Here is a 23,976-nt window from a genome sequence, read left to right on the forward strand (position 1 = left end):
GGACCCGGGGGACTGGACCTGGAGGATTGGACCTGGGGGCTGGACCTGTGGGCGCTGGACCCGGGGGCGGAGGCGTGCTCCGCCCCCGGGTCACCGCTCAGCCCGCGGCTGCGAACAGCGCCTCCGCGGCGGCGACCGCCTCGGCCACGGCGGTGGGCTCCGGCCGCAGCCCCGCCACGATCGCGTCGATCGCGCGCAGGTCCGCCCGCTGGAGGAGCCGCTTCTCGTTGGTGACCCACTCACCGCGCGCCGCCAGCACCGCGTGTGCCGTCTGCAGGGCGGCGGTCGCCACCGCCCCCGCGACCTCGGTGGCCTGGCCACGTGCCACGTACGCGGCCGAGGCGTACCGCAGCGTCAAGGCCGCGCGCCCCCGCCACACCGGGGGCGCCGCCTCGCGCAGCGCCTCCGGGTACTCGGGCCGGGGCAGAGTGCCCCGCAGCACCTGGTTGAGGGCGAGTTCGGCCACCACCAGATAGCTGGGGATGCCCGCGAGGTGGAACATCAGGGGCTCCCAGTGGAAACGGCCCTGCCGCGACTCGGCGAGTTCGTGCTCCACCACCTCGAGATCGCGGTAGTGGATGTCCACCCGCCGTCCGTTGATGGTCAGCCAGGCGCCCCCGTTGAAGACACCACCGCCCCACTCGCCGAGCGCGGAGACCTCGCCGTCCCAGCCGACGGCCCGCAGCGTGGCCGGGTCGAAGCCGCCCCGGTAGTAGAGGGCCAGGTCCCAGTCGCTCTCCGGGGTGTGGGTGCCCTGCGCACGCGAGCCCCCGAGGGTGACGGCGCGCACGGCGGGCAGGGCGGCGAGTCGCTCGGCGACATCGTCGAGGAACATGTCGTCGGTCATGCGGAACATGTCGTCGGTCATACGGATCCGATCGTGTGAAGTGGATGACGGGTGCCGCGGGCACACCGAACACCCGCCGGAGCACAGGCTCTGACGGCGGCGTTCATACGGATCGGTGTGCCGGGTCATCACTCCATGACGCCGACCTTACCGCCCCCGTCAGAGGGCGGCAGCGGCCAGGGGCGGATCAGCCCTTCACCAGGCCCAGGCGGAACAGGCTCTCCGCGGTGTCGAGGATGGTCGTCACCGGGTCGCGCGGGGTCCAGCCGAACACGGAACGCGCCTTCTCGGTGCGCAGGATCGGCACTCGCTCCGTCACGCCGACCGCTTCCCGCGCTCGTTCGTCGTCGAACTCCCGCGTGGGCACCCGGGCGGCGCGCTCGCCGAGGTGCTCGGCCAGCACCTGGGCGATCCACAGGAAGCTGACGGCCCGGTCGCCGCTGGCCAGGAAGCGCTGTCCGGCCGCGGCGGGACGGGCCATGGCCCGGAGGTGGAGCTCGGCGACATCGCGTACGTCCACCAGGCCGAAGTGTGCGCGGGGGACGGCCGACATCGCCCCCTCCAGCATCGCCCGGATGTGTTCCGTCGAGGCGGACAGCCTGGGGCCGAGTGCCGGACCGAAGATCCCGGTCGGGTTGATCACCGTCAGTTCGAGGCCGTCCCCCTCCTTCGCCACGAAGTCCCAGGCGGCCAGCTCCGCGATGGTCTTCGAGCGGATGTAGGGCGGGTTGTCGTCCTCGGGGTCGGTCCAGTCGCTCTCGTCGTACTCGTCACCGTCCTTGCGGCTGTAGCCCACCGCGGCGAACGAGGACGTCATCACGACCCGCTTCACACCGTGGTCCCGTGCGGTCCTCAGCACCCGAAGGGTCCCGTCGCGCGCGGGGACGATCAGGTCGTCGGCGTTGTCCGGCTGGACGGAGGGAAACGGTGACGCGACGTGGTGGACGTGCGTACACCCCGCCATCGCGTCGTCCCAGCCGTCATCCGTGGTCAGGTCGGCGCTGACGATGTCGAGCCGCCCGCCGGGATCGACACCGGAGGCCGCGACGGCCGACCGGACGCTCGTGGCGGCGCCGGCGGCGGCGCTCGTGGCCGGGCCGTGTGGACGGACCGTGGTGCGGACCCGATGGCCGCTCCGCAGCAGGCCGCTGATCACATGGGTGCCGACATAGCCGCTGCCTCCTGTCACCAGGACGAGTTCGCCACTATCGGCGTCGTCATGGGCGTCGGCGCCGGTATCAGCGGACACGGGGGTTGTCTTGCTTTCCATGGGGTGCTTCGGATTCCTTCCCGAGTGTGTTTCCGGCAGCTGTGTTTCTCACGGCTGCAGCGCGTCGATGACGTCCGTGAGTTCGTCGATCGCCCGGTACTCGGCACCGGCGTCGGCCCGCTCCCGCGCGTCCCACAGGTCCGACTTGAGCCGCAGATAGCGCAGGCGGACCTCCATGAGCGCCATCTCCCGCTCCAGGCGGTCCGCGTTGCGTTGGAAGAGGTCACGCAGGGGAGCCGCGCCCCGCGCGCCCTCGTCGAGGTGGCTGAGGTAGGCACGCATGTCCCGCACGCTCATACCGGTGGATCTCAGGCACCCCAGCGCCTTGATCGTCTCCACCACGCGCGGGTGATAGCGCCGGTGGCCACTGTCCCGGTCGCGGTCCACGGCGGGGATCAGGCCGATCTTCTCGTAGTAGCGCAGTGTCGGCTCCGAGAGGCCACTCAGCCTCGACACCTGCTGGATGGTCATCGGGGAGCCTCGGACCTCGGTCTCTGTCTCCGTCATACGACGAGCATCCGACACTTGAAGCGCTTGAGGTCAAGTGGGCGCTTGAAGTCATTGAGGCCGGCTGAGCGCTCGAGACTGGCTGCGCGCTCGAGACCGGCTGCGCGCTCGAGACCGGGTGGACGCTTGCGATCAAGCGTCCTGATCGGCCTTCCGCGCCGCCGCGGAGACGGCGGGCGGGGGAGTGGGCGCGCCGGGGCCCTTCCCGGCCGTGGCGATGGGGATGTCGCGCATGAGGAGCAGCGCCCCGAGGGCGAGCAGCCCGGCGGCGCCGCCGCTCCAGGCGACGGTGGAGCCGATGGCCGTGGCGGTGGGCGCGGCCGCGCCGGAGTGGCCGATGAGGGACTGGGCGCCGGCCAGGCCGACCGCGCCCCCGATCTGCTTGGTGAGCGCGGAGCCCGCGGTGGCGGTGCCCATGTCGGCGCGCGGGACGGCGTTCTGGGTGGCGATGGTGAGCCCGCCCATGGCCGGTCCGGCGCCGAGCCCGACGAGCAGCAGCAGAACGGACGTCAGCGCGAGCGGGGTCGTGGCCCGCAGGGCGACGAACGCGGCGGTACCGGCGGTGAGCAGCCCCGCGCCGATCAGCAGGACCGGCTTGACGTGCCCGCTGCGCAGCACGGTGGCGGCGGTGAGCCGGTTGCCCAGGGTCATGCCGATGAGCAGGGGGAGCAGCAGCAGACCGGAGGCGGTGGCCGAGTGGCCGCGGATGTGCTGGAAGTACAGCGGCAGGAAGATCCCCACCGGCAGCGCGGCGACCTGGAAGAAGAAACCGGCGGTCAGCAGGGCCGGGTAGGTGCGGTGCCGGAACAGCCGCAGGGGCAGCACGGGGACGGCGGCCCGCCGCTCCACCGGTACGAGCGCGGCGAGCAGCGCCAGACCGCCGAGCAGACAGCCCAGCACGGCCGGGTCCGTCCAGGAGGGCGTGTGTCCGGCGGTCGCGTTGCCCTTGAGGCTGAGGCCCGTCAGCGCGAGCGAGAGCCCGGCGGCGAGCAGGAGGATCCCCGCCACGTCGAGTCGGCCGGACGGCGGGGTGGCGGGACGGCGGTCGGGCAGGGCCAGGGCGATGATGGCACCCGCGGCCAGCCCGAGCGGGAGGTTGAGCCAGAACGCCCAGCGCCAGCCGATGTGATCGGCGAGTAACCCGCCGAGGAGCGGGCCGCCCACCATGCCCAGGATCATCATGGCGGCCATCGCCGTCTGCATCCGGATCAGGCCCCGCGGGCGGGACGGCGGGTGGAGGTCGCGGACCAGTGCCATGCCGAGGGTCAGCAGGGATCCGGCACCCAGGCCCTGGAGCGCGCGGGAGAGGATCAGAGCGGGCATCGAGGTGGACAGGCCGCAGGCGACCGAGCCGATCAGGAAGACGGCGAGCCCGCCGATCAGCAGCCGGCGGCGGCCGTGGAGGTCGGAGAAGCGGCCGTAGACCGGCACGCTGACCGAGGAGGTCAGCAGATAGGCGGTGACGAGCCAGACGTACCAGGAGTCCCCGCCGCCGATCTGCTCGACGATGCGGGGCAGCGCGGTGCCCACCACGGTGCCGTCCAGCATGGCCAGGAAGGCGCAGCCCAGCAGGGCGAGGGTGACCAGGGTCCGGCGGCGGGGCGGGAGCGCTTCGTACGCGTCGGGTCCGGTCACCGGGTCTCCCCGGGCGCCGCGAGCGCACCGTGCAGGAAGAGGTCCACGACTTCCTCGGTGGTCAGCGGGTCGGGGGCGCCCAGCCGCCCGGCCGACATCAGCGTCAGCTGGAAGGCGTCCGCGAGCCGTTCCGGGGCGAGCCGCAGGCGGTCCCGGTCGGGCTCGAACAGCGCGGCCAGCGCGGCACGCGGCCGGGCCAGGCTCGCCTCGCGGTCCGGGAGGCGCCCGTCCTTGCCGGGTTTGGGCGCCGTGCGCTCCAGCCGCCCGGCCGCCGCGAGCGCTCCGGCCACCGCGCCGATGCGCGCCATGTGCCCGCGCACCACATCGGCCGCCTCGGCGAGCCGGTCGGCCAGCGGCTGGTCCAGGGCGATCGACTCCAGATGGGCCACGGTGTCATCGGGCCGTACGGCCTCCGCCATACAGGCCGCGAGCAGGGCGTCCTTGTCCTCGAAAACCCGGAAGATGGTGCCTTCGCCGATGCCCGCGGCCCGGGCGATCTTCGCGGTCGTCACGGAGGCGCCGTATTCGACGACGAGGGGGAGCGCCGCGGCGACGATCATCGCGCGGCGCTGATCGGGATCCATGGCCGGGGCACGGCGACGGGGCGGGGTGGAGGGGGTATCCGGCTTCTCTGTCATACCGGATACCGTACGGAGTGAGTACTCACTCCGTCAATGTGCGGCGCCGGCACGCACTCGTGGGCACCCGAGCCACCGAAGTGCCCCTCGCCGAGGGCTGATTGGCCGAACTGCGGCGGGCCGGTGGCGCCGAGGCCCTCATCCGTTTCCCGCCGCCCGCCCGGCGGACAGGGAGTCGGGCAGGGCGGCGGCGGCCGGTTGTTCCTCGGGCCGTCCCTTGCGGAAGAACCGGAGCAGCGACGGGCCGCCCCGGAAACACCACAGCGCGATGACCGGATCGCAGATCGCACAGCCCAGGGACGAGCCATGGGCGAAGGGGACGATGGGGTTGCCCTTGATGTGGTGCACGATGTCCCACGCGGTGTGCAGCAGCCAGCCGATGCCGATGAAGGTCCATGACTCCAGGCCGCGGTAGGCCACGTAGGTGGCGACCACGGTGAAGGCGAACTCCCAGCCGTCCAGGCCGCCGCCGCTGAGGTAGGCGGCACCCGCTCCGCCGACCATGATCGCGTTGAAGCGCCGGCGGTGGGGTTCGCGGATCAGGGACATCAGGAGGGCGTAGAGGACACCGATGAAGACCGGAGCGATGTATTGGATCATGCGGATGAACTTCCTGCGGGTGACGGAACGTTGGCCGCCGGGCACGGTGAACCGCACCGTCGGTGCCACCTCCACGTACGGGTCGGTGGCGCGACCGGGAACCGGCGTGGCGACGGTTCACCACGCTAGATCCGCCCCCGGTCGCCCCACAGGGCCATTTCCGACACGTTCCAACGGATAATCGCCGGGTCCGGATAATCGCCGGTCCGGAGCATCGCCAGGCCCGGACCATCGCCAAGCCCGGACCATCGCCGGGGCCACGGCCTCCGCCCGGCCCCGCTCAGGGCCCGATCACACCAGCCGCCACAGATGGTCATCGGTTCCGTTGTCGTCGTACTGCACCACCTGGGCGCTGTTGGCGGTGGACATGCCGTCGACGCCCAGCACCTTCTGGCTGTTCTTGTTGAGGACGCGGAACCAGCCGTCGCCGTTGTCCACCTTCCGCCAGAGGTGATCGGCCGTGCCGTTGTCCTCGTACTGGACGACGATGGCGCTGTTGGCGGTGGACATCCGGTCCACGCCCAGGACCTTGCCGCTGTGGCCGTTGCGGATCAGGAACCAGCCGTCGCCCCGGTCGATCCACTGCCAGGCGTGGTCGCCCGTCGGTGTGTTGTCGAACTGCACCACGCGGGCGCTGTTGGCCGTGGACATCCCGTCGACCGCGAGCACCTTGCCGCTGTGCTTGTTGAGCAATCGGCGGAAGGGCGGCTCCGGAGTCCAGGCCCGGCCGTCCGGCGAGACCGTCGGAAAGCAGGTGACGCGCAGCCGGGCGGCGCCCATGGGGATGAGGGTGACCGTCTCGGCCGGTGCGTCGGTACGGGCCGGGCTCTGCTGCAGCGGGGTGACCACATGCTCGTCGTCCGAGACCCACTCCGGGATGCGGCGCGCTCGGGCGGTCATGCGGACCGGGGTGGACCCGTGGGTGAAGGGGTTGGCGGCGAGCGGACCGTCGTCGCGGGTGAAGGTGGGGAGGGCGCCGGGGGCGAGGCCGTAGTTCCACGGCGTGGTGGCGTGCACTTCGTACTCGGGGAAGGCGTCGGTACCGGCGTAGCGCACGAAGTCCTCGCCGATGCGCAGCGAGTACGTCAGCGGGCCGTGGTCGACGCTGACCGCGCCGTGCTGCGCCGACCAGGTCCGCAGGGTGGTGCGCTGCGGCAGGCGGACCGTCACCACATCGCCGTCCGCCCAGCTCCGGTCGACCTTGACGAAGGCCGGGCCGCCGCGCGCGGCCACCGCCCGGCCGTTGACCTCGATCCGGGGGTTCTGGCACCAGCCGGGGACCCGGAGATGGAGCGGGAAGGCCACCTTCCCGGGGGTGGCCAGGGTGAGGGTGATGGTCTCGTCGAACGGATAGTCGGTGTCCTCGGTGACGGTGACCGTCGTGCCACCGGCCACCTTCGCGGTCACCCGGCACGCGGCGTACAGGGAGGCGGCGAGCCCCTTGTCGGGCGTGGCCAGCCACAGCTCCTCGGTGAAGTACGGCCAGCCCATGCCGTAGTTGTGCGGACAGCAGCGGTACTGGTCGACGCCCGGCTGGTACGACTGCATCGCGAAGCCGTTCTGGAACTGCCCCTGGGACTTCACCGCGTCGTTCAGATCGATGCTGTTGGCACTGGTGATGTAGTGGGTGCCGGTGCCCTGGGGGTCGAGCGCGGCGGGCAGCATGTTGAACGCCAGGTCCTCGCACCGGTCGGCCCACACCGGATCGCCGGTGATCCGGGTCAGCAGCTCATGGCTGGCCATGAACTCGACGATGCCGCAGGTCTCGAAGCCCTGCCGGGGGTCTCCGAAACCCGGGCGGTAGTTCTCGTCCCCGGCGATGCCACCGCCCGGGAACTGGCCGTATGCGCCGAGCACCGACGCATAGGCGCGGTAGGTCGCCTGTCTGAGCTCGGCGGAGCCGGTGAGCTGGGCGTACTGCGCGGGCTCGCGGAAGCCCTGGGCGATATTGACGTTGTGCGGGGTCGGGATGGTGTCGACCCAATTGGCGCCGTACGTGTGCATCTTCTGGACGAGGTCGAGGAGGAACGCCTCGCCGGTGCGGCGGTGGAGCCACATCGCGGTGTCGATCCCATCGCCCCAGCGGTAGGAGACCCAGCTCGAGTCGAAGGCGCCCGGACCCTGCGCGTTCATGAAGCGCAGGAAGCGGGTGAGGAAGGGGACGATGCGCTGGTCGCCGGTGAATTCCTCATGGGTGCGCAGGGCCATGAGGAGGGGGAGGAACGGCCAGAAGTCGGGCCCGCCGTTCAGCTTTGTCCGCAGGGAGCGCGGTCCGAAGAAGCCGTCGCTCTGCTGGGTGGCGAGGATGGCGTCGATCCACTGATGGGAGTTCGCGAGCGCCGCCTGGTCACGCGTCGCCACCGCCAGCGGGACGTAGCCACGCAGCCAGTAGGGCACCTCCTCCCAGCCGTCCCGGTCCGGGTGGGTCCACCCGGTGGCGTTGATGTCGAGGAAGTGCGAGCGCTCCTCGTAGCGGCCGCAGAGGCCGTGGAGCTGGAGGCGCAGCTGCTCGGCCAGCCAGCCGCGCGGGGTGACGCTCCCGGACGGGAGCCGGTCGAAGGCGTCGGGCAACGGGGCCCTTGGCCGCTTGGCCGGGGCTGCCACGGCGTCCGTGGCCAGGTGTCCGGTGAGTGCGGGGGCGCCGAGGGTGAGCGCGCTGGTGCGGAGGAAGCGACGTCGATCGAGGGGCATCGTGCGGCTCCTGTCGGTGGAGTGACGAGGAAGACGGGTGGTGCCTGACATCGTTGTCGCGCATCACAGCACGCCACCGGCGCGCTGTCCATAAGTTCGACAGGGCGCGCTGCCCCGGTGGGCTCTGTGCTGAGCGCGCTGCCCCGGTGGGCTCTGTGCTGAGCGCGATGCCGGTGGGCTCTATGCTGAGCGTGATGTCCGCACCTCGGGGCCAGGGCCCCACCTTCCGCGAACTCGTCGTCCAGGCGCTGTCCTCCGTCGAGCGTGGCTACGACCTGCTGGCCCCGAAGTTCGACCACACCGCGTACCGGACGTCGGCCTCGGTGCTGGACTCCGTGACCGGCGCCCTCCGCCCGCTCGGGCCCTTCGGCAGTGGCCTCGACGTGTGCTGCGGAACCGGCGCGGGCATGGGCGTACTGCGCCGGGTGTGCCGGGAACGGATCACCGGCGTCGACTTCAGCGCGGGCATGCTGGCCGTGGGCCGGGACCGTACCCGGGCGGTGCCGGACGCCCCGCGCACGGACTGGGTGCGCGCCGACGCGTGCGCCCTTCCGTTCGGGCCGGTCTTCGACCTGGCGGTGAGCTTCGGGGCGTTCGGCCACTTCCTGCCGCGCGAGCGGCCCGAGCTCTTCGCCCAGGTCCACTCGGTGCTCCGTCCGGGCGGCCGGTTCGCCTTCCCGATCGTGGCACCGGCCCGCCCGGGGTCCCGGCCCTACTGGTCGCTGCTGGCGTTCGACACCGCGATGCGGGTGCGAAACGCGGTGTGGCGGCCGAGGTTTGTGATGTACTACCGGACCTTCCGGCTCGGGGATGTGTGGAAGGAGCTGATCGGGGCCGGGTTCGAGGTCGAACTGCGTCCGCTGGAGGACCTCGGCCGCCGGGCGGACGGCTGGTGGTGGCCACCCGGCCGGTGTGAGCGGGCGCCACGCCACCGAGCCGTCGCCCGGCACGCTGTCCGGGCCGTGCGGGAGCCGTCTCCCGGCACGGCCTCCAGACGGTGCGGGAGCCGTCTCCCGGCACGGCCTCCAGACCGTGCGCGATCCGCGGGAACGCCTCGGTGGCCATGTGCTCCCCGACCCCGACGGCCCCTACGCCCGCCGCCCGCCGTCGACCGACAGCGCGATCCCGGTGACGTAGGACGCGGCGTCCGAGCAGAGCCAGACCGCCGCGGCCGCGGCCTCATGAGGCGTGGCCAGTCGGCCGAGTGGTGTGATCGCCTCCTGCATGGCGAGCATGTCGGTGCCGGCCGCCACCCTCTCCAACCCGGGAGTGCGGGTCGGGCCGGGGCAGACGGCGTTGACCCGGATGTCGCGCGGCGCGTAGTCGACCGCGGCGACCTTGGTGAGCCCGACGATGCCGTGTTTGGCGGCCACGTAGGCGGGAGCGCTCGGGATCGCGTACAGGCCGCCGTTGGAGGCGACGTTGACGATCGCGCCGCCGCCTTCGAGCAGGGGCAGCTCGTACTTCATGCACAGGAAGGTGCCGGCCAGGTTGACGTGGACCACGCGCTCGAACTCGTCCAGGGGCATCCGGTCGAGCTGCCGGTGGTGCGAGGACAGACCGGCGTTGTTCACGGCGAAATCGAGTCCACCGTAGGCCGCGACCGTGCGCTCGACGGCCTCCCGTACGGACTGCTCGTCGGCGATGTCGACGCGGACGGACAGTGCCTCCCCGCCGTCCTTCCTGATCATCTCGGTGGTCTCGGCCGCCGTGCTCTCGTCGATGTCGAGCACGGCGACCGCGGCGCCGGTCCGGGCGAACTCCAGCGCCGTGGCGCGGCCGATGCCACTTCCGGCGCCGGTGACCAGACCCACCTTCCGGGTCGTGTCGCTCATATCAGCGGCTCGTGGTTCGCCCAGGCGACCCTGTACGGGTGCCGCGACTGCCAGCGCTCGATCACCTCGTGCATACCGGGCGCGGTGAACGCCTTCGCCAGCGCTGCGGTGTCGGCCACGGCCACCTGCACGATCGCGGTCGCGATCAGCGCCGGAATGGCCTCCTCGCCGGGGACGGGAAGGTGGCGCCGGGTCACGACCGAATGTACGAGGCCGGAGTCGAGCATGACCCGTTCGATGTCCGCGAGGTATTGGTCGAGTTCGGTTTCTGGTAGCGGCTGATCGAAGGAAACGATCATCGTGTGGTAGATCATGCCTCGATTTTTGGGGGTGCGTGCCGCCGGTGTCCAAGACCGGTTCGGAAACCGGCGATAACCTGGAGGCATGATCGAACTGGAGACCCGCGAGCTCGAGTACTTCCTGGCGGTCGCCGACGAGTTGCACTTCGGCCGGGCCGCCGTCCGGCTCTCGATCGCCCAGCCGGCGCTCTCGAAGGCGATCCGGCGGATCGAGACCCGGCTCGGTGTCCCGCTCTTCCTCCGGTCCAGCCGGCGCGTCGAACTCACTCCGGCCGGGGAGGCGTTGCGGGAGCACGGGCGGCATGCGCTCAACGCGGTCGGCGCCGCCGTCCGGAACGCCCGGCGCGCCGGGGAGCCCCAGGCCCATCTGCGGCTTGTGATCAAGCCAGGGGGCGACGCCGGTCTGCTGTCCGGGATCCTGGCCGGGTACGCCGGCCGGCCCGACGCACGCCGGGTGGACATCCTGTTCAGCGGCCCCGCCGACCGCTCCGACTTCCTGCGCGACGGCCGGGCCGATGTCGGCCTGCTCTACGCGCCGTTCGACGATCTCGACGGCCTGGCTCACGAGACGCTGCACACCGAGGACCGCGTGGTCATCGTCCCGTCGGGGCACCGACTGGCCGGGCGCGCCGCGGTACACCTGTCCGACCTGGAGGGCGAGACGCTGCCGCGCTGGAAGGGGGTCCCCGGAGGCGACGGCACCGGGCCCGAGGTCGCCGACGTGGTCCAGATGCTCCACATGATCACGGTGAGCCGGATGATCGGGGTGCTGCCCCGCTCGCTGGTCGAACCGGTCCCGGCCGGCCTGGTCTGTGTCCCGGTGGCCGACGCGCCGCCCAGCCGCCTCGTGCTCGCCTGGAATGAACAGGACCGCCGGCCGCTGGTCGCGTCGTTCGTGGCGGCCGCGCTCACCGCCCGGGGCGGTTCCGAAACTCCCCGAAGGCCGCACACGACGGCAACCGAAGCGGCTGTGGCGGCGACTTGAAGGCTGACAACTTGTCAGCCACTCAAGGGAGTTCACAGTGCGCTCATTCCTCGCGCGCCTGGCCACCGTGCTGGCCGCCTTGGCCGCGCTGGTCGCCGCGCCCGGTGTCGCGACGGCCGCCCCGTCGCGGGTCGCCGACGACTGGAACCCGCCCGCGAACCTCGTACAGCCGCTGGGTGAGGTGTGGAACCACGTCGAGTCGACCTATCCGGATCTCTACGGCTTCCGCAATTACGGCTGGGATCAGGTCATGGCCAACAGGGGAAGCGTCAACTACTGCGTCCGCTGGGAGTCGGACGCCCCGGTCAGCGCCGCGCTGCGCGACCAGATCCACGCCGCGCTGAAGAAGCAGTTCGCGAAGTGGATGGCGGCCATGGTGGAGAACGGCAAGGGCCACAACGCCTGGCCGTACACCAGCGTCCCGGTCAACATCGTCGGCTGGGCGGTGAAGAACCGCTCGACGCTCCAGTGGACCGACAACTCGGTCGACATCTACGCCGGAAACCTCGACAGCGGTGGTGCCCCGCAGTGTTCCCCCGACTGCGGCCGCTTCTTCCACCAGGACGGCAACTACTCACGCTGCCCGGGCGGTGCGGCCCGCCACTACGACCAGTCGCTGTGGCTGACGAAGGGGTTCCAGGGCGGGGCCGGCGGGGACTGGGGCCAGCGCGTGGGACAGGAGTACTTCACCGGTGCGCTGAACCAGGAGAACATCCACATCTACCTGCATGAAGTCGGCCACACCTTCGGCCTCGACGACTTCTACGACTGGAGCCCGACCGGCCAGTGCTGCTTCCTCATGAAGGCGGGCAGCGCCACGCAGATCACGGAGTTCGACACGTGGATGCTCCGTGACTTCTGGCGCCACCTGAAGAACCGCTACGGCCTCTGAGCGCTTCCCCTGCCCTTGGCGGGCAGGGGAACTCGGCCCGCTCAGAAGTCGCATTCGCGACGCCAGGTGAGGCTGGTGATGGTGGCGTGGTCACCGGTGATCAACGTGTAGTCGCCCGGGGCCGGGGTTGAAGTGGAGACATCTGTCGTACGTCCGTTACGAGGAAGTCGGACCCACCCGGAACCAGTCGAACGCCGCCACATCGCCCGTGCCGCTGGTCGCCACGCCACCCGTGCGTCCGGTCGCCACGCCACCCGTGCCACCGGTCCCCGGACCGGTGGCGAAAAGCCCCAGCGTCGCCCCGATCCACTTGCCCGCCGTCGCCGGGAACGGCGCCCCGAGCGGTGTGAACCCCCGCCCGTCCACATCGGCCGCGAACTGGCACACCGCACCCGGCCGCACACTCACCCGGAGCCGTACGCCCGAACGCCCCCTCCGCAGCGGCACCGGCGTGACGGCGTCCACCTCGTCGGCGTCCTGGGCCGCGGTGCGGCATACGAGGACGGTCCGGTCACCGTCGTGGCGCAGGCCCACCCAGGCGTAGGTCCCGCCCAGGACCACCAGCCCGGCCCGGGACCCCGCCGTCGCGGTGGCCAGGCTCATCGACGTCGTCGCGGTGAACGACTCGGCGGGCAGCCGCTGGCCCAGCACATTGGGCAGCAGCCGGAGGTCATCGCCGACCGGGCTCGGTCGGCAGACCAGCGCGAGCCGGCTCGGGAAGCGGCGCAGCGACCACCACGCCGGATCGGCGTTCGCCTGCCACATCCACTGCTTCCCCAGCTCCGCGCCGGTGAACTCGTCGCTGGTGGCCGGTGCGGTCACCTCCGTCCGCCCGTTCACCCGCGGCTTGGTGTTCACCAGCACCGGCGCGCCCCGGCCGCTGCCGTCGTCGGTGCCCATCACCGGCCAGCCGTCCGTACGCCATCGCATCGGCTGGAGGTGTACCACCCGTCCGTACGCCCCGCGGTCCTGGAAGTGCAGGAACCAGTCCTCGCCGCCCTCGGTGGTCACCCACGCTCCCTGGTGCGGCCCGTTGACGGGGGTGTCGCCCTGGGCGAGCACGATGCGGTCCTCGTACGGGCCCCAGACGGAGCGGGAGCGGAACGCCGACTGCCAGCCGTTGGTGACGCCTCCGGCCGGGGCGAAGATCCAGTACCAGCCGTCCCGCTTGTAGAGCTTCGGGCCCTCCAGCGTGGTGTAGCCGGGCAGGTCATCGCCGTTGATCACGATCCGGCCCTCGTCGAGCAGAGCGGTCCCGTCCGGGCTCATCCGGTGCAGGGTCAGCCGGTTGTTGATGCCGCTGCGGCTCTTCGCCCACGCGTGGACCAGATACGCCTGCCCGTCGTCGTCCCACAGCGGACACGGGTCGATCAGCCCCTTGCCCGGTTTGACCGGGCGCGGTGTGCTCCAGGGCCCTCGCGGGTCGGTGGCGGTCACCATGAAGATCCCGAAGTCGGGATCGGGGTAGAAGATCCAGAACCTGCCGTCGTGATGGCGCAGGGCCGGGGCCCACACGCCTTCGCCGTGTCTGGGCTCGCTGAAGTGGTCCTTGGGCAGCAACTCGGTCAGGGCGTGTCCGATGACGGTCCAGTTGACCAGGTCGACCGACCGCAGCACGGGCAGCCCGGGAACGCGGTTGAAGGTGGAGGCGACCAGATAGAAGTACGGGCCCACCCGGATCGCGTCGGGGTCGGACCAGTCGGCGTTGAGCACGGGGTTCTGATAGCGCCCGTCGCCGAGGTCCGCCACCCAGGGCAGGTCCGCCCGGGACGGCTCCGGCCCGTCTGGCGTCACCGCGCCACCCGCCCCAAGTGGTCCGTGGGGCCCTGGTGTTGCCGAAGCCGGGGTGGTGCCGCCGATGGCGCCGAGCACCGTCGATCCGGCGACCGCGCCGAGGCCGGTCCGTAACACCTGCCTGCGACCGTGTTCGCTCAATGTTCCCTCCGGGGCGGCTCATGGGTGTGGTGCGTCCGTCGGCAAGCGCTTGCTGCCGGAGTCTGTCAGCGCGTCGCGGCGTGGGCAAGACGGGGCCGGAATCCGCCACAGGACGATGGGCCCGTCCCGGCAACCTCCTGGTGCGCGGTGGCGACAGTCGCACGGCAGGAGTCGTCGAGCAGTGGGAGTGAGGGGCCATGGAAGCCGAACGTCGAGGGGCGGGGCGCGGCAGGCGTCGTGTGCTGGGGGCGGTCGTCGGAGTTCTGACCTTGGCCGGCGCGGTCGCGCTGCCGGGGCAGGGAGCGTTCGCCGAGGGCGGGCGGGGACCGGCCGCCGCGTCCTGGAAAGCCGATGCCGCCGACGGTTTCGCCTCCGTCAACGCGCTGGGGCAGAACGGTACGTACGGGGGCCGGGACGGCCGTACGGTCACCGTGCGCACCCTCGCCGACCTCGAGAAGTACGCGACCGCGTCCGAGCCCTTCGTCATCGTCGTGGCCGCGGCGATCACCATGGACCCCAAGGGCAAGGAGATCAAGGTCGCCTCGGACAAGACGATCGTGGGCTCGGGCACATCGGGCCAGATCGTGGGCGGTGGCTTCTTCCTCGGGCAGGGCGTGCACAACGTCATCATCAGGAATCTGACGATCCGTGACTCCTACGAGGGCACCTGGAACGACAAGGAGCACGACTGGGACGCCATCCAGATGGACGGCGCCCACCATGTCTGGATCGATCACAACGAGCTGCGGCACATGGCCGACGGACTGATCGACAGCCGTAAGGACACCACCTACCTCACGGTGTCCTGGAACCGGCTCCAGCAGAACAACAAGAGCTTCGGGATCGGCTGGACGGAGAACACCACGGCCGACATCACGATCCACCACAACTGGTTCCGCGAGAGCGAGCAGCGCAACCCGTCCGCCGACAACATCGCCCACGCCCATCTGTACAACAACTACCTGCAGGACGACCCCGGCACGGACATCAACTCCTCCTACGGCAACTACGCCCGGGGGAACACCAGGATGGTGCTGGAGAACAGCTACTTCCAGGGCTTCGAGAGCCCCGTCATCAAGGACGCCACCGCCACCCTGGTCCAGCGCGGCAACGTCTTCGTCAACACCTCCGGCCGCAACGAGAGCGGTGGCACCGCGTTCGACCCGAAGGCGTACTACTCCTACTCCCTCGACCCCGCCGACCGGGTGCCGTCCATCGTGGGCTCCGGCTCGGGCCCCACCTCGGCCATCGGCGCCACCGGCTGACGCGGCGCCGTCCTCATGGGGCGTCGGAGCCGTCGTAGCCGGGGAGGGTCAGCGCCGAATGCGCGTCCCGGCCCGCTCCGCTGAGTGCGGCCGACGGCTCGCGGAGCGCCCTGTTGCGCCGGGCCAGGTCCTCGGCGGTGCGAGGGGAGACGCCGGCGCCGCCTGTGCCGGCGAGGGCCTGGTTCATCTCCACGAACGACCGCACGGTGCGCTCGTACCCCTCGAAGGCGTCGTCGTGGTGGGCGTGTGCGGCCAGTTCACCGGCGAGGACGTACGCGCCGACCAGCGCCAGACTCGAGCCCTGGCCGGAGAAGAACGACGGCGCGTAGGCGGCGTCGCCGACCAGGGCGACCCGGCCCGTGGACCACCGTGGCATATGGATCTGGCTGACCACGTCGAAGAAGAGGTCGTCGCTGTCGCGCATGGCGGCGACCATGCGCGGAACCTCCCAGCCGTATCCGGAGAACACCTCGGCCACGAGGCCGCGCTGGGCGGCGGGGTCACGGAAGGCGTCGAAGGGCGGTTCGGGGCGCAGGAAGCTGAGGAAGGCGTGGACCCGGTCGTCGTCGCGGGGTGCGTAGAGGACGGCGGTCCGGCCCGGGACGTTCCAGGTGAGCCCCTCGTGCGCGAGCCCCAGGTGGTTGGGCATGGTGAATCCGGCGAAGCAGTGGTCGAGGTAGCGGTGGTAGCCCTCCTCGGGGCCGAAGGCCAGGCTCCTGGTGTGCGAATGGATGCCATCGGCGCCGATGACCAGGTCGAAGGTGCGCCGGGCACCGCCGCGGAAGGTCACGTCCACCCCGCCGTCGTGGTCGTGGAGGGTGGCGATGGAGTCGTTGAAGAGGATCTCGACGTCGTCACGGATGGCGCGGTAGAGGATCTCGGTGAGCTCTCCGCGCGGGATTTCGAGGTCATGGCCCTCCTCGCCGCCGGAGATGGCCTCGGGCCGGATGGCGGCGATCGGATCGCCCTGCTCGTCGAGAAAGGAGATCCGGCGGATGCCGACGTGGGCGTCCCGGAGCCGGGGGAGCACCCCCATCCGCCGGACCACCTCGACCGCGGTGCCGCGGATGTCGATGGGGTAGCCGCCACCGCGCGGTGCGGCCGCCTTCTCGACGAGGGTGACCGCGAAGCCGTACCGGTGGAGCCAGTAGGCCAGCGCGGGACCGGCGATGCTGGCGCCGGAGACCAGGATCGTGCGCCGCGGTGCGGTGTTCATGGCGCCCATGGGCGCTCCTCTCCGGCCCTCCCGCCGGGAGGGCTCCGGTCGCATACCTAACTCAGGTATCCTTTTTGATGGCGTGAAAAGCCCCGGGGATGCGGGGTCGATGAGAAGACTATATACCTAACTTAGGTAGATGTGGAGGCAGGGCATGACCGCCGAGGAACCGGAGGCCGGGCGGGGCGGCGACGGTGAACACGTCCTGCTGGCCATGCTGCCCCGGCTGACGCAGCTCAGCGGCGCCGTGAACCGGGGCCAGGTGGCCGAGCGCGCCATGGAGGCCGCCGGGCTGTCCGTGGACCGCCCCGCGATGACGGTGCTGGTCGCCCTGCACGTTGCGGGCACCCCACTGCGCGTGGGGGAGATCGCCGCGCGGATGCAGGTCGTCGGACCCCATGTCACCCGACAGGTCAATGAGTTGGTGCGGCGGGGGCTGGTCCGCCGGGTCACCGATCCGGACGATCAGCGCGCCCGGCTCATCGAGCCGACCGCCGAGGGAGCGGCCGCGACCGAGCGCTATATGCGGACCGTCCTCGGCTGGTTCAGCGATGCCCTGACCGGCTGGAGCCCCCATGACCGTGAGGTCTTCGGCCGCCTGCTCGCACGCTTCGTCGACGACCTCACCGCCCACCTGGACTCCTTCGGCGACGGTGACGATCGGCACGTATGAGCTGACCAGGGCGGTCCGCGCCGTCCGCGCGGCCTACGGGGTCGCCGTCGCCCTCGCCGTCGATGGCCACGGTGCGCACCGCGGGGTGCGGTGGCCGGGGCCGTACCCCGAATCCGTAGAGCGTCCAGTGCCCGCCGCGCTGGAGGTCGAACAGCCGCACTCGCCGCCCGTCGGCCCGGTGGCAGCGAGCGTCCGGTGCGCGGTCCCCGGCGCTCGGCCCCTCCGCATCGGCGGGCCCGGCGGGGGCGAGCGGCCCGCCGCGGTAGGTGTGGCCCATCTGCAGCATCCGCTCGGTGTCCGCGCCGTGTTCACCGATGCCCTGTCCCATGAGACGGGAGGACAGGCCCAGTACGGCCGCCGCCACCGGAAGCCGCTCGGCCTGGTAGGTGTCCAGGAGTGAAGCGTCGGCGCCGTGGAGCACGGCGGCCAGCTTCCAGCCGATATTGACGGCGTCCTGGATACCGGTGTTCATGCACTGGCCACCGGCGGGGGAGTGGACGTGTGCGGCGTCCCCGGCGAGGAAGACCCGGCCCACGCGGTAGCGGTCGACCATACGGACGTTCAGCCGCCGGCGCGAGAGCCATGTGGCCTCGCGCAGCCGCACCGCGTCCGGTCCGATCAGCGTGTCCACGATGTGCGATAAGGACTCGAGGGTCGGTGCGCCGGTGTCGCCGGGGGTGACGGGCGCCTGGATCTGGAAGGTGTCGGTGGCCGGCAGCGGGCACAGCGCGACCGAACCGCCCTGGGCATCCTGCCCGATGTGCCAGTGGTCGCGGTCCGAGCCGTCCAGCCGGACATCGCCGAGCAGCATCCGCTCGTCCTCGTCGGTCTCGCCGAGGAACGCGACATCCAGCAGGCGCCGGACCGTCCCCGAGCCGCCGTCGGCGCCGATCACATAGCGGGCCGTGGCAGAGTGCGCGCGTACGGGCTGTCGGGCGTCGGCTCGGCGCCGCCGCTGAGGTCCATGTCCCGGAAGGTGCCGTCGGCGTCGTGGAACCGGACCGGCAGGTGGAAACGGCCGAGGGTGATCAGGCGCCGCGCCACTCCGAGGTTGTCCAGGACTTCCAGCGTGCGTGGTTGCGGACCCTTCCCGCGCGAGCCGCTGAAGGGGGCGCCGCCCTGTCGACGACGCGGACGCTGACGCCGCGTCGGGCGAGTTCGCAGGCGGCGGTGAGGCCGGTCGGACCGGCGCCCACGACCAGCACATCACAGTCGGCGGCGGGGGCGGTGGTGTCCATGGTGGCGCGCCAGGTGTCGGACCCGCCCCCGAGCGGCGACTGGCGTGCCGATCTCACCGAAGCGGCCCACCGGATCCGCCAGATGACCCTGCGCCACCCCTGGCTGGCCCGACACGCTCTCAACGCCGAGGACTTCGGGCCGGGCGCGCTGGCGATGACGGAGTCCACCCTGGGCCTTCTGGACGGCCGCGGACTGGACACCGGCGACATGCTCGACGCCTGGTGGACCCTGCTCGCGTTCGTCCAGGGACATGCCTTCGCCGAGGCCCGCCGGCACGAGGCCCGACAGCGCCGTGCCGACGAGCGCGAGACCGGCGCGCCCGCGCCGTCGTTCCTGGACAAGGCCGCCGAGAGCGGCGAGTACCCGCTCTCCACGCGCGCCCTGCGGGAGGCTCCCCGGCCCACCGATCCGCGGGACGCCTTCGATCGCCGCCTGGGCCATGTGCTCGACGGCCTGGCCCAGGCGTTCTTCGAGCGCGACCGGCGGTAGCCGCGGGGCCTCTTACCGAGACGCCCGGCCCGCCTCGACGAGCGCGGCCAGCTTGTCCAGGGCCATGCGCTGCCCCAGCTCGTTGTCGGCGGCCGGTACGGCGTCGGGGATCCCCTCGTGCAGGAGATGGACCTCCGTACCGCCGCCCTCCGCGTCGGTGAGCGTGGTCGTCATCGTCATCGTGGAGCGCAGGGCGGGGTCCGCGGACTCGAACTCGAGCACCTCGACCACCTCCTCGTCCGGCACCAGCCGGGTGAAGCGGCCGTGGTAGGTGTCCGTATGGCCGCCCGACTTGCCGGTGCTCGCCGGGTCGTCGTAGACGAGGGAGATACGGAAGGTGCCCCCTTCGCGGGGGTCGAACTCGTGCACCCGGCTGGTCATGCCCTCGGGCACCCGCCAGGCCGCGACGGCGCTCGCGTCGAGGAGCGCCCGGTAGACGGCGGGACGCGGAGCGTTCACCCGCCGGGAGAGTCGCATGGTGTACATGCGCTCAACCTAGTGGCTGGGCGGCGGATGGATGAGCCGATGGCGGCGGAGCCGCCGCCCCGGAGGTGCGGGCGGCGGCGGAGGTCCAGCGTCCGGAAAGACCTCCGCCGCCTGGACACCCCGTCCACGGAGCGTTGTCGAGGGGTGCCGTTCTGGGGGAGTGGGGTCAGCGCTTGACCTTGCGGGACGCCCGCAGCCACTCCTTGTTCATCGCGGTGATCGAGAACAGCGGGATGCCCTTGGGACAGGCCGTGGCGCACTCACCGGCGAGGGTGCAGCCGCCGAAGCCCTCGGCGTCCATCTGGGCCACCATGTCCAGCACCCGGGTCTCCCGCTCCGGAGAGCCCTGCGGCAGCACATTGAGATGGTTGACCTTGGCCGAGGTGAACAGCATCGCGGCGCCGTTGGGGCAGGCCGCCACGCAGGCGCCGCAGCCGATGCACTCGGCGTGCTCGAACGCGTAGTCCGCGTCCGCCTTGGGCACCGGAGTGGCGTGTGCCTCCGGCGCGGACCCGGTCGGGGCGGTGATGAAGCCACCGGCCTGGATCACCCGGTCGAACGCGGAGCGGTCCACCACCAGGTCCTTGATGACCGGGAAGGCGGAGGCGCGCCACGGCTCGATGTCGATGGTGTCGCCGTCCCGGAAGGACCGCATATGGAGCTGGCAGGTGGTGGTGCGCTCCGGACCGTGGGCGTCACCGTTGATCACCAGGCTGCAGGCACCGCAGATGCCCTCACGGCAGTCGTGGTCGAAGGCCACCGGCTCCTCGCCCTTGACGATGAGCTCCTCGTTGAGGACGTCGAGCATCTCCAGGAAGGACATGTCCTGGGAGACGCCGTCGAGCTCGTAGGTGGCCATGGCACCGGGGGTGTCGGGGTTCTTCTGGCGCCAGACGCGCAGGGTGAGCTTCATGCGTAGCTCCGCTGAGTGGGGTGAACGTAGTCGAAGGTCAGCTGCTCCTTGTGGAGCACGGGGGCGGCGCCGGTGTCGGTGAACTCCCAGGCGGCGGCGTAGGAGAACTCCTCGTCCCGGCGGGCCGCCTCACCGTCGGGGGTCTGGGACTCCTCGCGGAAGTGGCCGCCGCAGGACTCGGCCCGGTGCAGGGCGTCCAGGCACATCAGCTCGGCCAGCTCCAGATAGTCCACGATCCGGTTGGCCTTCTCCAGCGACTGGTTGAACTCCTCGCCGGTGCCCGGCACCTTGATCCGCCGCCAGAACTCCTCGCGGATCTGCGGGAGGCGGTCCAGCGCCTTGCGCAGCCCCTCGTCGGTGCGGGCCATGCCGCAGAACTCCCAGACCAGCTCGCCGATCTCGCGGTGGAAGGAGTCCGGGGTGCGGTCGCCGTCCACGGCCAGCAGCCTGGTCAGCCGGTCCTCGGTCTCCCGTACCGCCTCCACGGCCGCCGGGTGCGAGGCGTCGACCTCGTCCTTGTGCGGGTTGCGGGCCAGATAGTCGTTGATCGTCGACGGCAGGACGAAGTAGCCGTCGGCCAGGCCCTGCATCAGCGCGGAGGCGCCGAGCCGGTTGGCGCCGTGGTCGGAGAAGTTGGCCTCGCCGATCGCGAACAGCCCCGGCACGGTGGTCTGCAGGTCGTAGTCGACCCACAGCCCGCCCATCGTGTAGTGGATCGCGGGGTAGATGCGCATCGGGACCTCGTACGGGTTCTCCGCCGTGATCCGCTCGTACATGTCGAAGAGGTTGCCGTACTTCTCCTCGACCGCCTTGCGTCCCATCCGGGCGATGGCGTCGGCGAAGTCCAGATAGACGCCCTGGCCACCGGGTCCGACGCCACGGCCCTCGTCGCAGACGTTCTTCGCGGCGCGGGAGGCGATGTCGCGCGGCACCAGATTGCCGAACGACGGGTAGATCCGCTCCAGGTAGTAGTCGCGCTCGTCCTCGGGGATCTCGGCGGGCGGACGGGTGTCGCCCTTCGCCTTGGGCACCCAGATCCGGCCGTCGTTGCGCAGCGACTCGCTCATCAGGGTCAGCTTGGACTGGTGGTCCCCGGAGCGCGGGATGCAGGTCGGGTGGATCTGGGTGAAGCAGGGGTTGGCGAAGTACGCGCCGCGCCGGTGCGCCCGCCAGATGGCGGTCGCGTTGGAGTTCATGGCGTTCGTCGACAGATAGAAGACGTTGCCGTAGCCGCCGCTGGCCAGCACCACCGCGTCGGCGAAGTACGTGGAGATCCGGCCGGTCACCAGGTCGCGGGCGACGATGCCACGCGCCCGCCCGTCGACCACGATCAGGTCCAGCATCTCGGTGCGGGCGTGCATCTCCACATTGCCCGCCGCGATCTGGCGGGACAGCGCCTGGTAGGCGCCGAGCAGCAGCTGCTGGCCCGTCTGGCCGCGGGCGTAGAAGGTGCGGGAGACCTGCACACCGCCGAAGGAGCGGGTGTCCAGCAGCCCGCCGTACTCCCGGGCGAAGGGCACGCCCTGGGCCACGCACTGGTCGATGATCTCCACCGAGATCTGCGCCAGGCGGTGGACATTGGACTCGCGGGCGCGGAAGTCGCCGCCCTTGACGGTGTCGTAGAACAGCCGGTGGATCGAGTCGCCGTCGTTGCGGTAGTTCTTCGCCGCGTTGATCCCGCCCTGGGCGGCGATGGAGTGGGCCCGGCGCGGCGAGTCCTGGTAGCAGAACTGGACCACGTGGTAGCCCTGCTCGGCCAGGGTGGCGCCGGCGGCGCCACCGGCAAGACCGGTGCCCACCACGATGATGGTGTGCTTGCGGCGGTTGGCGGGATTGACCAGCTTGGCCTCGAAGCGGCGGGTGTCCCAGCGCTCGTTCACCGGCCCGGAGGGGGCCTGCTCGTCCTGGATCGGCTCGCCGACGGTGTACTCGGTGTATTCGCTGTACGAGGTCATGGTCAGCTCACCACTCCGGTCATGACACCGACGGGTATGGAGATGAACCCGGCGGTGAGAACGATGGCCAGGGCGTTGGCGATGGCCTTGAGGGCGCGGTCACGGGTGTGGTTGCCCGCGCCGAGGGTCTGCGCGGCGCTCCAGAAGCCGTGCCGGACGTGCATGCCCATGGCCAGCATCGCCACGATGTAGATGACGTTCCCGTACCAGGTGGAGAAGGTGTCCACCACGTTCTGGTACGGATGGCCCTCCTGGAATCCGCCGGAGTGCGTGGTGCCGGTGGTGAGGTCCAGGATGTGCCAGACGATGAACAGGCCCAGGATCACCCCGCCCCAGCGCATGGTCCGGGTGGCATAGCTCATCCGTGGCTTGGTGTGGACGTACTTCTGCGGGCGGGCCTTGATGTCGCGACGGCTCAGCTGGTAGGCGGACACGGCGTGCAGGATCACCGCGGCCAGGAGGACGATACGGGCGATCCACAGGCCCCACTCATGGTGCAGAACCGGGGCTCCCATGACACGCAGCCAGTGCCCGTAGGCGTTGAACTCCCCGGGGCCGAAGAAGATCTTCATGTTCCCGAGCAGGTGGGCGCAGAGATAGCCGATCATGATCAGACCGGTCACGCCCATGACGATCTTCTTGCCGAGGGTCGATTGCCAGAAACCGAACGCCATGGACGGCCGCCGCTCCGCCCGCGTCGGACGCTGCTCCGGCCGCGTTGTCAATGCCATGAACACGACGGTAGAACCGCGTGGGTCAAAAGGGCCAAGATATGATTCTGATCATCTCGATAGGTGATGGCTATCGAAGGCCGCTCGGATCCGGCCACGCTTGCCGTTGTCGCCCGTACGGCCAGGGAAAACCGGTCAGCGGAAGCCCTCGCGGGTGATGGCGAGCGCCTGCCGGAGGAGGTCCACGGTGTCGCGCTCGCGGCGTTCGAGGGCCGTCTGCCCGACGACGCGGAAGGCGGCGAGGAGGGTCGCGGCGAGGACCTGGGCCCGCAGGGACGTGTCCGGCCCCGCCGGGAGGCGCTCCTCGACGGCCACGGCGAGCTCGCGTTCGGCGGCGGCGTAGGTGGCGACCAGCTCGGGCAGCAGCGCCGGGTGCAGGCGCAGGGTCCGGTAGCGCTCCGCCTGCTCCGGGTCGTCCGTGAACTCGGTGGAGTGCTGCTCGGCGGCCCCGATGACCGCCGCCGTCAGGGATTCCCGCGCCGGGCGGGCGCGGATGAGCTCGACCAGCCGGACCGTGTGCGCCCGGTCGTGGTGCAGCAGCGCCTGCTCCTTGCTGGCGAAGTAGTTGGAGAAGGTGCGCCGGGAGACGGCGGCGGCATCGGCGATGGCCTCCACCGTGAGGCTCTCGACGCCGTGCTCCGCGGCGAGGCGCACGGCGGCGTCGTGCAGTGACTGGCGGGTCGCCGTCTTCTTGAGTTCACGCAGGCCGGTAGTCATCGCGGATGAGCATAACGGGAGACGGCTGATTCTTTCCCATTGAGAAATCTTGCGCACTGGGAATGTTTCTGTGAGGCTGAGCCCACGCCGCCGGCCGGCCGAGGCCGATCAGCCGTCGGCCGGCCGGCCGAGGCCGGTCGGTTCGCGGACCGAGCCGA

At 71.1% G+C, this 23,976-nt stretch carries 23 protein-coding genes and 2 pseudogenes; 6 read left to right on the forward strand and 19 right to left on the reverse strand.

The genetic code is table 11. The annotated features are described in order from the left end of the window. Positions 1–97: 97 nt before the first annotated feature. The 7 genes from NP777_RS42250 to NP777_RS42280 all read right to left on the reverse strand — a co-directional run bounded on the left by NP777_RS42250 (position 98) and on the right by NP777_RS42280 (position 8,188). On the reverse strand, positions 98–868 hold the full coding sequence (locus NP777_RS42250) for a nucleotidyltransferase domain-containing protein (protein WP_256655504.1): 771 nt from the start codon (positions 866–868) through the stop codon (positions 98–100). Positions 869–1,034: 166 nt separating this feature from the next. Then, positions 1,035–2,117, reverse strand: coding sequence for an SDR family oxidoreductase (locus NP777_RS42255; RefSeq protein ID WP_256655505.1), 1,083 nt, complete (start codon positions 2,115–2,117; stop codon positions 1,035–1,037). Positions 2,118–2,165: 48 nt separating this feature from the next. Then, positions 2,166–2,624: a MerR family transcriptional regulator gene (locus NP777_RS42260; RefSeq protein ID WP_256655506.1), complete on the reverse strand. Its 459-nt coding sequence runs from the start codon at positions 2,622–2,624 to the stop codon at positions 2,166–2,168. 132 nt (positions 2,625–2,756) lie between these two features. Next, positions 2,757–4,259 (reverse strand): MFS transporter, encoded by a 1,503-nt coding sequence (locus NP777_RS42265; RefSeq protein ID WP_256655507.1) that lies wholly within the window; start codon positions 4,257–4,259, stop codon positions 2,757–2,759. Continuing rightward, positions 4,256–4,897 carry a TetR/AcrR family transcriptional regulator gene (locus tag NP777_RS42270; RefSeq protein WP_256655508.1) on the reverse strand — a complete coding sequence of 214 codons (642 nt, stop codon included), beginning with the start codon at positions 4,895–4,897 and terminating at the stop codon, positions 4,256–4,258. The genes NP777_RS42265 and NP777_RS42270 overlap by 4 nt, the downstream gene beginning before the upstream one ends. 138 nt (positions 4,898–5,035) lie before the next feature. Continuing rightward, entirely contained in the window at positions 5,036–5,494 is a 459-nt protein-coding gene (locus NP777_RS42275; RefSeq protein ID WP_256655532.1) for a DUF6010 family protein, read from the reverse strand. Between the two features lie 294 nt (positions 5,495–5,788). Beyond that, positions 5,789–8,188 (reverse strand): beta-L-arabinofuranosidase domain-containing protein, encoded by a 2,400-nt coding sequence (locus NP777_RS42280; RefSeq protein ID WP_256655509.1) that lies wholly within the window; start codon positions 8,186–8,188, stop codon positions 5,789–5,791. 182 nt (positions 8,189–8,370) lie between these two features. Between NP777_RS42280 and NP777_RS42285 the strand changes: the two are divergent. After that, positions 8,371–9,078 (forward strand): annotated as a pseudogene (locus NP777_RS42285) (class I SAM-dependent methyltransferase); the annotation flags it as partial. A 198-nt stretch (positions 9,079–9,276) separates the two neighbouring features. Here NP777_RS42285 and NP777_RS42290 read toward each other — a convergent pair. Both NP777_RS42290 and NP777_RS42295 read right to left on the reverse strand, forming a co-directional pair. Continuing rightward, complete coding sequence (locus NP777_RS42290; RefSeq protein ID WP_256655510.1) at positions 9,277–10,023, reverse strand: SDR family NAD(P)-dependent oxidoreductase; 747 nt, start codon at positions 10,021–10,023, stop codon at positions 9,277–9,279. Next, entirely contained in the window at positions 10,020–10,337 is a 318-nt protein-coding gene (locus NP777_RS42295; RefSeq protein ID WP_256655511.1) for a hypothetical protein, read from the reverse strand. Before NP777_RS42295 ends, NP777_RS42290 begins: the two co-directional genes overlap by 4 nt. 70 nt (positions 10,338–10,407) lie before the next feature. On the opposite strand from NP777_RS42295, the gene NP777_RS42300 reads away from it, so the two are divergent. Then, complete coding sequence (locus tag NP777_RS42300; protein ID WP_256655512.1) at positions 10,408–11,307, forward strand: LysR family transcriptional regulator; 900 nt, start codon at positions 10,408–10,410, stop codon at positions 11,305–11,307. Between the two features lie 37 nt (positions 11,308–11,344). After that, entirely contained in the window at positions 11,345–12,199 is an 855-nt protein-coding gene (locus NP777_RS42305) for a hypothetical protein (protein WP_256655513.1), read from the forward strand. Positions 12,200–12,355: 156 nt separating this feature from the next. Here the strand turns inward: NP777_RS42305 and NP777_RS42310 are convergent, their stop codons facing one another. After that, positions 12,356–13,993 (reverse strand): glycoside hydrolase family 43 protein, encoded by a 1,638-nt coding sequence (locus tag NP777_RS42310; RefSeq protein ID WP_256655514.1) that lies wholly within the window; start codon positions 13,991–13,993, stop codon positions 12,356–12,358. Between the two features lie 338 nt (positions 13,994–14,331). On the opposite strand from NP777_RS42310, the pseudogene NP777_RS42315 reads away from it, so the two are divergent. After that, positions 14,332–15,393: pseudogene (locus NP777_RS42315) on the forward strand (pectate lyase family protein); the annotation flags it as partial. Between the two features lie 19 nt (positions 15,394–15,412). Here NP777_RS42315 and NP777_RS42320 read toward each other — a convergent pair. Next, positions 15,413–16,615, reverse strand: a complete 1,203-nt coding sequence (locus NP777_RS42320) for an FAD-dependent monooxygenase (protein WP_256655533.1) — start codon at positions 16,613–16,615, stop codon at positions 15,413–15,415. 154 nt (positions 16,616–16,769) lie between these two features. On the opposite strand from NP777_RS42320, the gene NP777_RS42325 reads away from it, so the two are divergent. Continuing rightward, positions 16,770–17,288 carry a MarR family winged helix-turn-helix transcriptional regulator gene (locus tag NP777_RS42325; protein ID WP_256655515.1) on the forward strand — a complete coding sequence of 173 codons (519 nt, stop codon included), beginning with the start codon at positions 16,770–16,772 and terminating at the stop codon, positions 17,286–17,288. On the opposite strand, the gene NP777_RS47920 is transcribed toward NP777_RS42325, so the two are convergent. The 3 genes from NP777_RS47920 to NP777_RS42340 are packed head-to-tail and all read right to left on the reverse strand — an operon-like array spanning position 17,239 to position 18,526. After that, on the reverse strand, positions 17,239–18,183 hold the full coding sequence (locus NP777_RS47920) for an FAD-dependent monooxygenase (protein WP_308405377.1): 945 nt from the start codon (positions 18,181–18,183) through the stop codon (positions 17,239–17,241). The two genes, NP777_RS42325 and NP777_RS47920, sit on opposite strands and share 50 nt — an antisense overlap. Next, complete coding sequence (locus NP777_RS42335; RefSeq protein ID WP_256655516.1) at positions 18,180–18,332, reverse strand: hypothetical protein; 153 nt, start codon at positions 18,330–18,332, stop codon at positions 18,180–18,182. Before NP777_RS42335 ends, NP777_RS47920 begins: the two co-directional genes overlap by 4 nt. Further along, positions 18,317–18,526 (reverse strand): FAD-dependent oxidoreductase, encoded by a 210-nt coding sequence (locus NP777_RS42340; protein ID WP_256655517.1) that lies wholly within the window; start codon positions 18,524–18,526, stop codon positions 18,317–18,319. The genes NP777_RS42335 and NP777_RS42340 overlap by 16 nt, the downstream gene beginning before the upstream one ends. On the opposite strand from NP777_RS42340, the gene NP777_RS42345 reads away from it, so the two are divergent. Then, positions 18,525–19,016 (forward strand): TetR/AcrR family transcriptional regulator C-terminal domain-containing protein, encoded by a 492-nt coding sequence (locus NP777_RS42345; RefSeq protein ID WP_256655518.1) that lies wholly within the window; start codon positions 18,525–18,527, stop codon positions 19,014–19,016. The two genes, NP777_RS42340 and NP777_RS42345, sit on opposite strands and share 2 nt — an antisense overlap. Positions 19,017–19,028: 12 nt before the next feature. Here NP777_RS42345 and NP777_RS42350 read toward each other — a convergent pair whose 3' ends face one another. The 5 genes from NP777_RS42350 to NP777_RS42370 all read right to left on the reverse strand — a co-directional run bounded on the left by NP777_RS42350 (position 19,029) and on the right by NP777_RS42370 (position 23,818). Continuing rightward, positions 19,029–19,502: an SRPBCC domain-containing protein gene (locus NP777_RS42350; RefSeq protein WP_256655519.1), complete on the reverse strand. Its 474-nt coding sequence runs from the start codon at positions 19,500–19,502 to the stop codon at positions 19,029–19,031. Between the two features lie 166 nt (positions 19,503–19,668). Then, positions 19,669–20,415 carry a succinate dehydrogenase/fumarate reductase iron-sulfur subunit gene (locus NP777_RS42355; protein WP_256655520.1) on the reverse strand — a complete coding sequence of 249 codons (747 nt, stop codon included), beginning with the start codon at positions 20,413–20,415 and terminating at the stop codon, positions 19,669–19,671. Then, entirely contained in the window at positions 20,412–22,370 is a 1,959-nt protein-coding gene (locus NP777_RS42360; protein WP_256655521.1) for a fumarate reductase/succinate dehydrogenase flavoprotein subunit, read from the reverse strand. Before NP777_RS42360 ends, NP777_RS42355 begins: the two co-directional genes overlap by 4 nt. 2 nt (positions 22,371–22,372) lie before the next feature. Further along, positions 22,373–23,101, reverse strand: coding sequence for a succinate dehydrogenase (locus tag NP777_RS42365; RefSeq protein ID WP_256655522.1), 729 nt, complete (start codon positions 23,099–23,101; stop codon positions 22,373–22,375). A 135-nt stretch (positions 23,102–23,236) separates the two neighbouring features. Further along, a complete protein-coding gene (locus tag NP777_RS42370) occupies positions 23,237–23,818 on the reverse strand; it encodes a TetR/AcrR family transcriptional regulator (RefSeq protein ID WP_256655523.1) in 582 nt (193 codons plus the stop codon). Positions 23,819–23,976 lie beyond the last annotated feature (158 nt).

Origin of the sequence: Streptomyces rugosispiralis, from assembly GCF_024505145.1 — a bacterium.
Classification (GTDB): Bacteria; Actinomycetota; Actinomycetes; order Streptomycetales; family Streptomycetaceae; genus Streptomyces; species Streptomyces rugosispiralis.

Excerpts from the sequence above, each read along its gene's own strand:
- NP777_RS42320 (WP_256655533.1), bottom strand. The coding sequence starts at position 16,615 with ATGAACACCGCACCGCGGCGCACGATCCTGGTCTCCGGCGCCAGCATC.
- NP777_RS42260 (WP_256655506.1), bottom strand. The coding sequence starts at position 2,624 with ATGACGGAGACAGAGACCGAGGTCCGAGGCTCCCCGATGACCATCCAG.
- NP777_RS42365 (WP_256655522.1), bottom strand. The coding sequence starts at position 23,101 with ATGGCATTGACAACGCGGCCGGAGCAGCGTCCGACGCGGGCGGAGCGG.
- NP777_RS42325 (WP_256655515.1), top strand. The coding sequence starts at position 16,770 with ATGACCGCCGAGGAACCGGAGGCCGGGCGGGGCGGCGACGGTGAACAC.
- NP777_RS42290 (WP_256655510.1), bottom strand. The coding sequence starts at position 10,023 with ATGAGCGACACGACCCGGAAGGTGGGTCTGGTCACCGGCGCCGGAAGT.
- NP777_RS42345 (WP_256655518.1), top strand. The coding sequence starts at position 18,525 with ATGGTGGCGCGCCAGGTGTCGGACCCGCCCCCGAGCGGCGACTGGCGT.
- NP777_RS42280 (WP_256655509.1), bottom strand. The coding sequence starts at position 8,188 with ATGCCCCTCGATCGACGTCGCTTCCTCCGCACCAGCGCGCTCACCCTC.
- NP777_RS42255 (WP_256655505.1), bottom strand. The coding sequence starts at position 2,117 with ATGGAAAGCAAGACAACCCCCGTGTCCGCTGATACCGGCGCCGACGCC.
- NP777_RS42300 (WP_256655512.1), top strand. The coding sequence starts at position 10,408 with ATGATCGAACTGGAGACCCGCGAGCTCGAGTACTTCCTGGCGGTCGCC.
- NP777_RS42355 (WP_256655520.1), bottom strand. The coding sequence starts at position 20,415 with ATGAAGCTCACCCTGCGCGTCTGGCGCCAGAAGAACCCCGACACCCCC.
- NP777_RS42350 (WP_256655519.1), bottom strand. The coding sequence starts at position 19,502 with ATGTACACCATGCGACTCTCCCGGCGGGTGAACGCTCCGCGTCCCGCC.
- NP777_RS42295 (WP_256655511.1), bottom strand. The coding sequence starts at position 10,337 with ATGATCTACCACACGATGATCGTTTCCTTCGATCAGCCGCTACCAGAA.
- NP777_RS42370 (WP_256655523.1), bottom strand. The coding sequence starts at position 23,818 with ATGACTACCGGCCTGCGTGAACTCAAGAAGACGGCGACCCGCCAGTCA.
- NP777_RS42250 (WP_256655504.1), bottom strand. The coding sequence starts at position 868 with ATGACCGACGACATGTTCCGCATGACCGACGACATGTTCCTCGACGAT.
- NP777_RS42360 (WP_256655521.1), bottom strand. The coding sequence starts at position 22,370 with ATGACCTCGTACAGCGAATACACCGAGTACACCGTCGGCGAGCCGATC.
- NP777_RS42270 (WP_256655508.1), bottom strand. The coding sequence starts at position 4,897 with ATGACAGAGAAGCCGGATACCCCCTCCACCCCGCCCCGTCGCCGTGCC.
- NP777_RS42340 (WP_256655517.1), bottom strand. The coding sequence starts at position 18,526 with ATGGACACCACCGCCCCCGCCGCCGACTGTGATGTGCTGGTCGTGGGC.